General features: G+C 54.3%; 9 protein-coding genes. All 9 read right to left on the reverse strand.

Going from position 1 to position 13,036, the window contains the following annotated elements; genetic code table 11:
- Nucleotides 1-8 precede the first annotated feature (8 nt).
- On the reverse strand, nucleotides 9-2,297 hold the full coding sequence (locus tag NTU47_10560; protein ID MCX6134241.1) for a family 20 glycosylhydrolase: 2,289 nt from the start codon (nucleotides 2,295-2,297) through the stop codon (nucleotides 9-11).
- A gap of 44 nt (nucleotides 2,298-2,341) precedes the next feature.
- Nucleotides 2,342-3,289 carry an ABC transporter permease gene (locus NTU47_10565; GenBank protein MCX6134242.1) on the reverse strand — a complete coding sequence of 316 codons (948 nt, stop codon included), beginning with the start codon at nucleotides 3,287-3,289 and terminating at the stop codon, nucleotides 2,342-2,344.
- A gap of 23 nt (nucleotides 3,290-3,312) precedes the next feature.
- Nucleotides 3,313-4,533 carry a hypothetical protein gene (locus NTU47_10570; GenBank protein MCX6134243.1) on the reverse strand — a complete coding sequence of 407 codons (1,221 nt, stop codon included), beginning with the start codon at nucleotides 4,531-4,533 and terminating at the stop codon, nucleotides 3,313-3,315.
- 19 nt (nucleotides 4,534-4,552) lie between these two features.
- On the reverse strand, nucleotides 4,553-5,503 hold the full coding sequence (locus tag NTU47_10575) for a substrate-binding domain-containing protein (protein MCX6134244.1): 951 nt from the start codon (nucleotides 5,501-5,503) through the stop codon (nucleotides 4,553-4,555).
- 83 nt (nucleotides 5,504-5,586) lie between these two features.
- Nucleotides 5,587-6,513, reverse strand: coding sequence for a proline dehydrogenase family protein (locus NTU47_10580; GenBank protein MCX6134245.1), 927 nt, complete (start codon nucleotides 6,511-6,513; stop codon nucleotides 5,587-5,589).
- 24 nt (nucleotides 6,514-6,537) lie between these two features.
- Nucleotides 6,538-7,089: an ORF6N domain-containing protein gene (locus tag NTU47_10585; GenBank protein ID MCX6134246.1), complete on the reverse strand. Its 552-nt coding sequence runs from the start codon at nucleotides 7,087-7,089 to the stop codon at nucleotides 6,538-6,540.
- A 65-nt stretch (nucleotides 7,090-7,154) separates the two neighbouring features.
- Nucleotides 7,155-9,344, reverse strand: coding sequence for a bifunctional rhamnulose-1-phosphate aldolase/short-chain dehydrogenase (locus tag NTU47_10590; GenBank protein ID MCX6134247.1), 2,190 nt, complete (start codon nucleotides 9,342-9,344; stop codon nucleotides 7,155-7,157).
- Nucleotides 9,345-9,362: 18 nt separating this feature from the next.
- Nucleotides 9,363-10,127: a class II aldolase/adducin family protein gene (locus tag NTU47_10595; GenBank protein MCX6134248.1), complete on the reverse strand. Its 765-nt coding sequence runs from the start codon at nucleotides 10,125-10,127 to the stop codon at nucleotides 9,363-9,365.
- 22 nt (nucleotides 10,128-10,149) lie between these two features.
- A complete protein-coding gene (locus tag NTU47_10600) occupies nucleotides 10,150-12,942 on the reverse strand; it encodes an alpha-galactosidase (GenBank protein ID MCX6134249.1) in 2,793 nt (930 codons plus the stop codon).
- Nucleotides 12,943-13,036: the final 94 nt, after the last annotated feature.

Genomic DNA, 13,036 nt, shown 5'->3' on the forward strand with positions numbered 1-13,036 from the left:
TCCGGCTCCTAGTGGATGGACAGCAATCTGGGGGGTAATGGCTGCTTCGGCAAGCCGGGCCCCTCGATCGAGACGTTGAGATCCTGCGCTCCCCCCTGTTGAAAATAGCGAACTTCGAGTTTGTGTTTGCCGCTGGTGAGTGTGGTTTTCGACGATGCCTCAACCATGCCATGAGCACCATCGTTATTGATAAGCTCTTTGTCGTCAAGAAACAGCTTGCTGCCATCGTCAGAAGCAAGATAGAATGCATACTCGCCGGCGCTCGGTATTGTGACGGTGCACTTGAACTGGAGCCCATAGTTGTCCCAACGCTTGGGGACGCTCCCTAGTCCGATATCGAACACCACCCCTGACTGTGCCGGCTTCATTGCGTTCATGTCCGGGACCATCACCCATTCTCCCTGGAAATAATTGAACGCCACACCATTGAAGTTCGGATCAACCATCATGAAGTTTGTCGTGACGGTGCTGCTCGTCTTTCCGTCCGGAAGAACGAGGATGGTTTTCAGCGTCACGTCCCCCTTGATCGGAATAGGTTTAAAATACTGAGGTGAGTTGCGTGTTGGCTCATCGCCGTTCATCGTAAAGCAGAGTATGGCATCCTGTACCGGACTCGTTATGACAGCGATCGTGTCACGGAAGATGATCTTTCGTCCACCGATGCCGAGCGGACCCGGGACGCGGTAGTTGATGTCACGATATCCCAACCGCTTGTACTGCGGAGTCATGCGATGCATGAAGTCTTTGAAGTTTCGATGCGATTGGGCGGACCAGACGACCTCACTCAGAGCCATCATGCGTGTCGCCGCCATGTATTCGGCCTGCCGGTAGTTGGGGATCCACTCACTCCACACATTCCCCTGAGCGCCCAGCACGTGTTTCGCCTGATCGGCAGTCAGTTCAGTCGGAATCGGTTCATAAGCATACACCGTGTCAATCGGGAGAAAGCCGCCAATAGCTTTTGGTTCACCGGCGGCTGCCTGGTAATAGTCGAAATAGCAGTATGATGTGGGCGTCATAACGACATCGTGCCCTGATTTGGCCGCTTCGATTCCACCGACGATCCCGCGCCACGACATGACGGTTGCTCGCGGAGCAATTCCCCCTTCGAGGATTTCATCCCATCCGACAAGGCGTTTTCCTTGAGCTTCCAGCATCTTCTCGATCCTCTTCACGAAATAGCTCTGAAGTTCCTGCTCGTTCTTCAGGCCGTTTGCCGCCATGCGATCCTGGCATCGTTTACAGTTGTTCCAGCGAAGTTTTGGACATTCATCGCCGCCGATATGGAAGAACTGACCCGGAAACAGTGCGGCGACCTCGGCTATCACGTCTTCGAGAAACTGGAATGTCTTTTCATTCCCCGCACAGTAGACGTCATTGACGACGCCCCACTCCGTTCCCACTTTGAATGGTCCTCCGGAGCAGGACAGCTCGGGATAGGCAGCCAAGGCCGCTAGTGAATGGCCCGGCATTTCAATTTCGGGGACGACCGTGATGAATCGCTCGCGCGCATACGCGACGATCTCGCGCACTTCGTCCTGCGTATAAAACCCGCCATGAGGCGTGCAGTCCATCATCGTCTCACGTCTCCATGCGCCGACAGTCGTCAGGCGGGGATACTTCTTGATTTCGATCCGCCACCCCTGGTCTTCGGTCAGATGCCAGTGGAAGGTATTCATCTTGTATGAAGCGATCATGTCGATGTAACGTTTGACAGAATCCTTGGAAAAGAAATGTCTTCCGACGTCGAGATGCATCCCCCGCCAGGTAAACCGCGGTTTGTCCTCAATGCGCACACACGGAGCCGACCACGCAACGCCTGAGGTCACGGTGCTTTTGTCTATCTCTGCCGGCAGGAGTTGGAACAATGTCTGCACCCCATAGAACAATCCGGCGGCTGCCGAGCCCTCGATGCGGACCGCTTTCTTCGTCACACTGACCCGGTAACCTTCGGGACCGAGATTCACGTCATCAACCAGTGCGAGAACGATTGCGTCGGAAGGCACCTTTCCCTCTTTCTGAAGCGTGGCGGCGACCGCGAATCCGGTGGGCGCCGAAAGCCTTGCCGCGAGACGTTCTGCGATCATGCGCACGTCTTTTGAATCGTCAACAAACCTGATACTTGTATTCCTGGTGAGAAGAAACGTGCCGTCATCCAACTTCATCGAGAGGGGCTTGGGAATAATGGAGATTGCTGGTCCCTTCTTGTCCATTGTTACAGCATTCCCCTCGATTGCTGTGAAGGTCGTGAGAACGATGAGGAAAAGGCATCGCAGAAAAGCGATCAGGGTTTTCATTGGAGGAACGGAATAGTGAATGTGATCGGGAGAAAGAGAATTGGCTACTGACGGGTGCGGTGGCGGAACCGATCGAGAGCCACGGCGATTACAATAATGGCACCGGCGACGATTTCCTGTACCCAGTTTGGGAACTCCATCTTTGTACAACCGTTTCCGACTGTCGTCATGATCAGCGCTCCCACGAGACTGCCAAGGATAGTTCCCTCGCCGCCAGCAAGGCTTCCTCCACCGATGACGACAGCAGCGATGATGTCCAACTCCATGCCGGAGGCCGTGGTCGGATCACCGACGGTCAGATACGAAAACTGGAGAACTCCAGCCAGCGCAGCGAACCCGGACCCGAGGATGTATACCAGGAGTTTCGTCCGCTCGACGGGGACTCCGCAAATCCTGGCGGCTGCCTCGTTCGATCCCACAGCGAACATATACCGCCCCGGCTTCGTGTACTTCAGCACAACGCCGATAACGACAGCAAGAAACAGCATCATCCAGACGCCGGGAGGAAGGAGCATCCAGGCCTGTTCTTCCGTGAGAGTGTTCAGGAGTCTGGTGAGCCAGGTGCCGGGAGTAACGACAATCTGTTCGTTTGCCAGTCCCTTTGCGGTGCCGCGAAGGGCGCCCCACATGCCGAGTGTGACGATGAAGGGTGCAAGCCGGAAACGAGTAATGAGGAGGCCGATCATGGAACCGCAAATCATCCCCGCCACAACACCGCCAGCGGCTGCAAGCAATGGCGGGGCACCGATGTTGAGGAGCAGAGCAACCACGACAGTTGTCAGGGCAATAACAGATCCGACAGAGAGGTCAATCCCTCCGCTGATGATGATCATCGTCATCCCCAAAGCGGCAGTGCCGACGACGGCGGTCTGCATCAGCATCAGTTGGAGGTTGCTGACGGACGCAAATTTCCCCGGCGTCAGCAACGTGAAGAGCGCGAAAACGAAAGCCAGACCAACGAGAGGTCCGAGCTTCTTGAGCCAGACTTTCATTCGGTTCGACGAAAGTAGTAGGTTTACTTCTTCAATCCGTTCTTGATTTGATCGAGTCCAACACCCAGGGTTGCGCGCGCGATTGCGTCGAGCTCAGGCTCCGGGCCTTGAAGGTGCATTGTCCGGCTCACGTGAGTTCCGCTCGCATTCGGTTTCAATGCCAGCGCCTGCGAAGAGGTCTCGAGCTCGTAGAATCTCCCCAGCTGGGCCGCGCCGGGTTTCGGAGGACCGTCGTTGTAGCTGTTGACGACATCGCCGCCGAAGGGTTTCTTCTGAACCTCCCACATCGAATTCACGTAGTCCACCGCACCCTTCGGGAATGTGAACTGGACGAGCGTGAGGACTTTGTTGACGGCGTCGTAGCTTCCCAGCATGGGCTTCGTACGGAGCGGAGGAATGCCGATCTTGCTCCGGTAGTTTGCATCAGCGGCGAAGTAGATCATTCCGTCTTTCACGACCAGGCGATCCGCAGGCACCTTTCCGAAATAGGAGTCGTTCACAACGGGACCCAGTTTGGTTTCATCCCCCTTCACATATGGGATTGCTATGGTCGTGGCCGGTGAAGCGTTAAACATACCCAGAATCCAGATGGAAAGAAGTCCCCCTTCTTTGGTCCACAGATTTGTGCCGGTGTTTCTGACCGAGTTCACGGATTCATACGCGACGACTCTTACGCCGGGTTTAAGAGAAACGCCAAGGTACTTCTGAGCTGACTTTGTGTCCAGGAGACTGATTTCGCGATTCACTACCAGATCGAACGTCGTACCCGAGTAGTTCGTCAGCTGGATTGACTTGCGGCAAACGACACGATCAGAGCTCTTGCTCACCAACTCGAACGGCTCCGTATCGATGGAGGCGGGAGTGAACCAGTGCTCAAGGTCAAAGGCGTCCCCCTTCTTGAAAAAGACGGAAAACTGCCCCCCTTCCGGACCGATCCAGAAGCGGTCTTCACCGCCAAAGACATTAATGTGAGGTTGCGTCTTGCCTGATGAAATGAGATCACGATTCACCCATCCATAGCTGAGGCCATCAGAGCCCCCTGTAGTGCTCGTCATCACTCTGCATTGATATGACGGGATCACAGCGACTTGTGTCGACGATGACTTGTCGGAAAGAACGATGACGTCAACATGCTTCTTGAGGAACGCGACATCATCGCCGAATTTCGGGGCACCTGCGCCCTGAGCAAGGACAGCTTGAGTAACCATGACAAAAACCAGTATTGTGAGTCTGATGGATTTCATTGGTTGACTCCTGCATAGCTTATTGGATGCCGAGAAGTTTTTTGATTTCAGGGGTGTTAAGGTTTTCCCGTGTTATCACGCGCTCGCCGGTGTCGATCGTCGCAGAGACCTGTTTGCCTCTGATGGACGCAACGACGGTCTTGACCCCTTCATATCCCATCTTCGTCGGATCTTGCGCGACGAGAGCGTCAATCTCACCTCTTTGCAATGCTTCGATGAGCGGCGGGGAAGTGTCGAACCCGACGAATTTGATCTTGCCTGCAAGGTTGTTCTGTCGGAGCGCCAGGAGCATCCCGAATGTGGAAGATTCGTTCGGTGCAAAAACGCCATCCGCCTCTTTCAGCTTGTCGATAATATTCATTGCCGCGGTCTTCGCTTCTCCGGCAGTGGCTCCGGCATAGCGATTGTCCACAGTCATTTTGAGCCCCGGACTCTTTGCAAGAGCAGAGACAAATCCATCCTCGCGTTCTTGCGTGCTGGCAGATCCCACCTGATAGCGCAGGAGGACGATCTTTCCTTTTCCATTCAGCAGCTTGCTGAGATACTCTCCTCCCAGGGATCCCCCCTTTTTGTTATTCGTCGCTACAAAACTGACGAAATCCTTGCCAGGCTCTCCTTTCAGGGCGCTATCGAAAATGACGACAGGAATTTTTTTGCTCACGGCCGTCGCGACAGGACGCTGCAATGCAGTGTTGTCCAGTGGAGCGAGAACGATGCCCGAGACCCCCTCCTGAACAAACTGTTCCACGATTGCAATCTGCTGAGCCCGATCGTTTTCCTTGAGCGGTCCCTTCCAGATGATTTCAACTCCCAATTCTTTCCCCGCCGCCTGTGCCCCGGCCTCTACCGATTTCCAGAAGATATGCGTCGTCCCCTTGGGTATCACGGCAATCTTGATTTTCGACTGTGCCAGCGCAACGCACGACATGAGGCTGATCATCATAATGCCGACAAAAATGCGCATTCTCATAGTTGAGTCCCCATTGAATTGATCAAATTCCTGTTTCTTTTGGGTTCGTCACAAGACCCGAACCCGGGGTTCCGGCAATGTTTCTATGATGAGAACATCTTCCGCACAACAAACCAGACATTAGCAGGCCGTTCAGCAAGCCGGCGGATATACCAGGGGAACCAGAAGCTCCCGTAACTGATCAGCACGCGAACAGAATATCCTTCACGGGCAAGACGCTGTTGCTCGTTCGCCTGTATCCCATAGAGAAGATGAAACTCGTAGTCAGACCTCTGTGCTCCCACCCGTTCTGCTTCCACTTGTATCCTGCGAATCAACTGCATGTCATGAGTTCCGGCAACAAGTTTCGCTCCGTTCCCAACCTGGCCAAGCAATGCTTTGCTGAGCTTGAAGAAATTCTCGTCAACATCGGATTTCTTTTTGAATGCAACCGACGGGGGTTCTTTGTATGCCCCCTTCACGAATCTAATTGTAGGTTTCTGAGGAAAGAGGTCTTCGAGATCTTTCTCCGTCCTGTAGAGGTAGGCCTGCAGACAGAGCCCGACATTTGGATAGTCTTTGCGGACCTTTTTGTACACATCGATGGTGCGGTCAACATATTGGCTTTGCTCCATGTCAATCCAGACCATGTTGTTCAGCGCTTTGGCCTCGGCGACTATCGCCAAAAGGTTGTTGACGCAAAGATCTTCATTGAGATCGAGGCCAAGGTGAGTCAACTTCACAGAGACGTGAGTGTCCAGGCCGCGCGTGCTGATCTGGCGCAGCATAGCGACGTAGTGTGTGACCTCCTGCTTCGCTTCCCGTTCGTCGGCTACGTTCTCCCCGAGCAGCGTGAAGACCGAAGAGATAGACAGCGGCTTCAGTCTCTCCGCCGCCCGAAGGGCGTCTTCAAGCAGTTCCCCCGGCATAAACCGAGAGACCGCCCGCCGGATGAACCTGTACTTCGGCAAGGCCTGTCGGAGTTTTCGGTTTTCCGATATCCACAGTAACGTATTTCGCGCCACTCCCATCAGAAATTCTCCAGCGAACGTAGATTACCGTTTCGTTCTTCCTCGGTATGGGGTCTTTGGCTCCTCAATCCTGAATCCAATCTTTCGATCTGACTTCGCCGGCGGTTCCAATAGCTGCTTGATTGCTTCAAAGACTATCTGAAATCGTCGGTCGTATTTCTTTTCCATTTCATCCAGCTTCCTGGAGACATCCTTGTGGGGTTCAAAAATCTTTCGAAGCGCTACAAAGGTTCTCATGATCTGGATATTGACCAACACCGCCCGCTTGCTTTTTAGAACGCTGGAGAGCATCGCAACTCCCAATTCTGTGAAGGCGTAAGGGAGTTTCCGAGTGCCTCCCCAACTTGATGTTCCAAAATGGAACATCAAATCTCTGAATTCACCAGCAGTCAACTGAAACAAAAAATCTGGCGGGAAACGATCGAAATTGCGCCCAACCGCCTTATTGAGATCACGAGTTTGAACGCCATAGAGCGCAGCAAGATCTTTGTCGAGAATGACCTTATGGGTTCTGATTGACAAGATTGAGCGCTCTATTCGCTCAGTGGGGATGAGAGACGTGTCTGCTCGTTTCATGGACTGATCCTTACGCCGTTAGAGAGGGCTCACATCGATGGGGACGATGATCCATCCATCGCCTTTCACCTCAAGAACGCCTCGTGCAACCCGCCATCGATGCTAAGAATCTGGCCCGTAGTCTTCGCCAATCGACTACTGAGGAGCAGAAACACTGCTTCTGCCTGATCGGCCGGCGTGACCGCCTGCTTCAACATCGTCCGCTCCGCATAGAACTGGGCCAGCCTCGACCGCAGCGTATCATCGCTGTCGGTCTCGGAATAGACAATCTTGTACTTCGCGAGGGACGCGATGACTCTATCACGAGGAAACATCGCGCTGCCTTCAACTACCGTGGCAGGGGCGACGCCATTCACACGAACCAGGGGCGCCAGTTCAAGCGCCAGTTCCCGCACCAGGTGGTTTGCTGCTGCCTTGCTGCTGTCGTACGCAAGGCTCCCCTTCTTGGCGACAACCGCATTCGCGCTGGTGGTAACGATAAGACTTCCCTTCAGCCCCTGTTCTTTCCAGATCTTCCACGCTTCATCTGCAACCAGGTAGACACCCGTGACATTGACCGCGAACGTCTGCGCCCATTTGTCATCCGGAATGTGGCCGCTCATATCAGGAGGAACGAACACACCTGCCGTGACTACGACGCCATCGATGCCTCCATAGGCAAGCGTGATGTCCTCGAGCATCGTTTTGATGGCGTTCCTGTTCGTTGTGTCCGTCAGGAGGCCGATCGCCGGACCGCAGTTCGAGATACCGGTTCCCGCTACACCGATGCCGAGCCCGAACTTATCGGTTATCTCCTTCGCGGTCGCTTTCGCTGCATCGGCGTTGACATCAGCGCACACCGCGTGCGCTCCTTCTCTCACGACGCGATGAGCGATTTCTTTTCCGATCCCGCTTCCAGCACCAATCACTGCCACAATCTGGCGTGCGAGTTCTTTCTCAGGAGGCATGCGTTTGAGCTTTGCCTCCTCGAGGAGCCAGTATTCGATATCGAATGCCTCTTGCTGGGGGAGCGGAATGTATTCATCCATCGCTTCTGCACCCCGCATCACATCGATCGCACAATTGTAGAACTCCGCGGTTACGCGTGATTCGCTTTTGTCTTTCCCCCACGCGATCATACCAAGGCCCGGGATTAGCATCACAGTTGGATTGGCATCGCGCATGGCAGGTGAGTCGGAGTGCTTGCAGCGGTTGTAGTAGCTTGCATAGTCTCTCCGGTATTGGGCCAATCCGTCGGCCAGCTTCTTCTTCAACTGATCGAGATTCTCCTCACCCGGGTTCCAATCGACGTAGAGCGGCTTGATTTTCGTCCGGAGGAAATGGTCGGGGCAGGACGTTCCGAGGTCAGCCAGCCGCGGAGCATCGACGCTGTTCACGAATCGCAGCATCGTGTCGTCGTCCTGGACTGTTCCTATGAAGCGTTTCTGCTGACTCACCTGTCCACGGAGCCACGGAAGAATCTGGACGAACACTTCACGCCGTTTCTGAGGATCGAGCGAACGATATTTCTCTCCGCCGAATGTCTTCTCTCTCTTGTCGCGTGTATCGATGAACGCTGCAGCTTTTTCGATCAGATCGAGCGTCAGGTCATAGCATGCACGGCTCTCATTGGCCCAATTGATGATCCCATGCTGACCGAGGAGGACACCCCTGGCTTTCGGATACTGCGTGCAGATTTCCTGCAGCTTCAGTCCGAGATCGAATCCCGGTCGCTGCCATCCTATCCAGACGATATCGTCACCGAAAATCTCCCGTGTCAATCTCTCGGAGTTCTTCGACGCTGCGATCGCGATCACCGCGTTGGGATGCATGTGATCAACGTGCGTGAACGGTACAAATGAGTGGAGCGGGGTATCGATCGATGTCGCCCTGGGGTTCAGGTTGAACGTGCAGTGAGGATACGCTCCGACCATGGAATCCTCGATCTCACTTTTCGGCCCCTTCTTCCCTGCCCTCAGATACTTCGGCTGCAATGCGAGAAGTCTCTCCTGATAGAGAGAGGAGAAGTTCTCTTTCGTCGAAGTCCGCAGGTCTCCGCCTGAGCCCTTGACCCAAAGGACCTCTGCCAGGAGTCCGGTCATCGGATCGATTTCCTTCACCTTCGCCGAAGTGTTTCCTCCGCCCGTATTTGTGATGCGCTGATCGGTTCCCAGCAGATTGGAGCGGTAGATCAGCTGTCCCACGGGATCGAGCTTTGCAGCGACGGCATCATCCCAAAGATAGTTTACAAAGCGGTACGATTTTCGCGTTTCCAAGATTTTCTCCCTTTGACCTCAAATTCCCATCGCACGACGACGAACCTCTTCGTCCTGTCTGGTAGCAATCCGGTCGACCTGTTGCTTCGTCATAAATACAGGTCCACCCAAAGCGACTGCCCCCACCCAGATCGTTGCAGCCTTTTCTGCCATCATCATCGCGGCAAGCACGGCTTGCGTCGTTCCGCCGATCGTGATAATGCCATGGTTCTGAAGCACGATGACCCGAGGATAGATTCTCTTTCGTTTATGGTATGATTCAGTGGTCTTCTTGATAGCTTGTGCAAGTTTCAGACCAGGGTCCGTGTACGGAATGAAGACCGATTCGGTTCCGCAACAAATAGCCTCGTCCGGAAATATTCTCTTCACTGCAAATTCCCTCGCTCGGCGCGAGCAGAGCACCTGGTTTACCGCCGGAGCATGCGTATGACCTACGAACGCAATACCCGGCAAGCTCAGGAGATAAGCGTGGAAAACCGCTTCAACTGATGGCTTCTTCGTATCCTCTCCCACTCTACATGCATAGAGAGCGGAATCGACCTCCTGGTCTGTCGCACTCCGTCTGTCCATGAGACTCAGTAACTGCAGCGATTTGCATTGCACGAGTTCTTCCTTACGCAGCGTTCCGAGGCTGCTACCGCTCGCCTTCACAAGAAAGCTCTCAGTGTCAACGCGAGCTGACGCGTTTCCTTCGCCCAGGATCGCCCATCCGCGATCCTCACGCCCCAGCTCATGGGATAGTTTCAACAAGGCTTCACGCCGATCAGTCAACTGCTCGCTCATACGCACCTGTTATCGGTTCACACTACTTCAATTTCGCTGCGGAAAGCTTCACCTCTCCCAATTTCAAGTTCTTCCGCACTTCACCGCTTTGCCAGACGATCGGTGGGAGTGATCGCTCCAGCGGAGACTGCTTAAGAGCTATTTCCAAAACCTTCGTGTTCTGCCGCTGCTTCGCGACAAACCAGGCTGTCGCCTTCCCCTGCCAGGAGAGGCTGTCTTTCGTCGGCGCAATCTTCAGGGTCAAACTATGCCTTCCAGGCGTCACAGCGACTGTGTACCATTGCGACTTTCCCTCCTGGTATTCCGTCGATACCTTTGTGTCTTGTCCGTCAACCTGCGCCGTCACTTTCAATGTTGTTTTTGCCTTGGTGGAATTGTCCTGCGCAAGGAGGACGGCCATCATTGCATCCGCTGCATTCTCTGCGGCGGTGAACGTGACAGCGACCACGCCGGTCGAACTCTGGGACCCGTCGATCTTCACGTCACCGACGACGGCGGCCGATCGGCCTCCGGTGAGCCCCATCTGCAAATCGCGGATTGTATTCGAAGCATCTGCTTCTGATCTGAGAACTGACGGATTGAGTATCCTGAAATCCGGAGTTACCGAATGAACCACGGATTTCCATGCGACATGATCGTTGCCGACGACATCGTACACTGCTCCGGCAAGAAGCGGTTCAGTAGCATCTTGTATCGGAAAGAGCTCGTAGACCGCAGTTTCGAAGCCATCAAGCGGAAGGGTGATCTTGTCTCCTGCCTTGTAGAGCTTCGGGGAAGTCCAGCGAGTCGGATAGAGCCGCTGCAATACCAAAGAAGAGGCTTTCGGGTCGAGCCCCTGTGAGACTGCCAGTTCCACATCCACCTTGGAGGCTTCCATGACGGGATTGCGGGCAGCTATGATTCCTTTCGCTCCCTTGTAGTGCACATAGGCGTACGTCTCCCCCTTCATCGGGTTTCCGCCAACCAGCTCTGTATTCATCAGAACATCAAAATTTTTCCGCGCCCAAGCCATCGAGCGGGAGATCGAGGTCCATTCACCATCGGAGAGGATATCGGGCGAAATGTAGAGCTCATACATTGCCACCCCGCGTGCGAAGTACAAAAGCACATCGTCGGTGAATTTGTCAAGCGGCTCGGCCGCATTCCCGACGGAGAAGTTCTTTCCCTTGATAATACCGTGCGTCATCAGGTTCGAGATGGGAAACCAGAGCCCCTTAAGCTTCCAGTCTTCATACAGGACAAAGTCGCGGTACGTAATGGAACCGTCGCGTGAGCTTATCGACGGGACATCGGCAAATCCATAGTCTGCACCCTGCATCCAGATTGTGTTGGCGTATGTGACCCACCACGGGCTCATCCAGGTGCCGGAGGTGATATTCAGGAACATGTTGGGGTTCCTGTCGCGTGCAGCCTTGGACATCGATGCAACCGAGTTCAGCACAGCTCTCCTCGAATACACATCGACGGGATGGCCGTGATTCGGTTCGCTGCAGGAGAACTGGATGCCATCCCATTTGAAATATCCGACACCGTCATTCTGCACAAAGTCCGAAACCCGGCCACGCAAGAGCGCGGCATAGTTCTTTCCGGCAACGCACATCATGTCGCCAACGGTCTCATACCCATGTTCCTTCATCCAATTGAACCGCTGCGAATGGAACGAATAGCCGCCCGTGGGACCGATCCAGACACCAAGGCTCGTGTTTGTCTTGCCGAGTTCGTCTGCCAAAGGCTTCAACCCGTTAGGCCACTGCTCTTTTCTCAGCACCCAATCGCTCTTGTACACGTCCCACCCGTCGTCAAGGACAAACGCGTCCAGCTGGATGTGATGCTTCTCAATCATGTTCCGCCGCAGGATATCGACCATCTTCAAGGACGTCTCGATGCCCATCACATTGTCCTTCGACCAACGCGGGTATTCCGGCGATCGCAGATCGTACCATGTGTTGTACAGTGAAAACGATCGCAGCGGCGCCACACGAATATTGTCCACATACCTGGAGAACCAGAGCTTCACGTACGGATCCGGAGTGATACCCTCCACCGACCAATCGCTTGCGAGCAACGTCCTCCCGATGCGCTCGCCCATCTCTGCCCCGCACTTGATCAGGTACTTCCCGTTTGAGAGTGCGGACAGACGATTGTCTGACGCCGGGTACTCGTCTCCGAAAAACGCTCCTCCCCGTTTCAGGAGAACAGCGACGGGTTGGCCAAAACCACCATCCTTGATCACTTTTGTTACACCCAGTACTTCTCCCGAGCGCGGCCAGATGAAGCGCACAAAATGCCGGTTCAATGTCGTATCGACAAGCGCAATGTTCCTCTTTACATAAAACGTCTTCGGTTCAAGACGATACGTCATGACGAGCTGGATGGAGTGCCCCAATCCACCGAAGTAGAGCACAAGCTCCCTCGCGCCGTCTGATGTTTCACGAGTCTCCTGGCGCTGGTAGAGAAATGAACTTTTTGTAAATGTGATCAAATTGTCGGCGTTGTTTGCTTTCCCCGGTGCGTCCCAATCGGTGTACATCAGGTCGATTGCGAAATCGGCGTCAGTTTCGATGCTCGTCGCGCTTCCTCCGAGACTCGATGCCCACGCAGGCAATGCTTCGAGGCCGTCGGAGACCAGCTTTGCCCCGTCGAGCTGGACTGTGCATCGCACCTGCTGGTTTTCAATCGTCAGAGCTTTTTGTATCGATGGTTGTGACTTCTGCTCTCGCTGAGGCCGACCAAAGGAAAAGGAGTACGCGACAACAAGAAGAATGGCCAGCGGGCGCAAGCAGAGGAACGACAGACGATTCTTGTATGGTCTCATACGCGTGACACCTTTCAGATACTGCGAGGCATTTTCATTTGATATGAGTCGAGGAGAGCGGTAATAACAGCCCGTCCGCGGTGTAGCGAAACAT

This window comes from Ignavibacteriales bacterium (assembly GCA_026390595.1).
GTDB lineage: Bacteria > Bacteroidota > Ignavibacteria > UBA10030 > UBA10030 > UBA9647.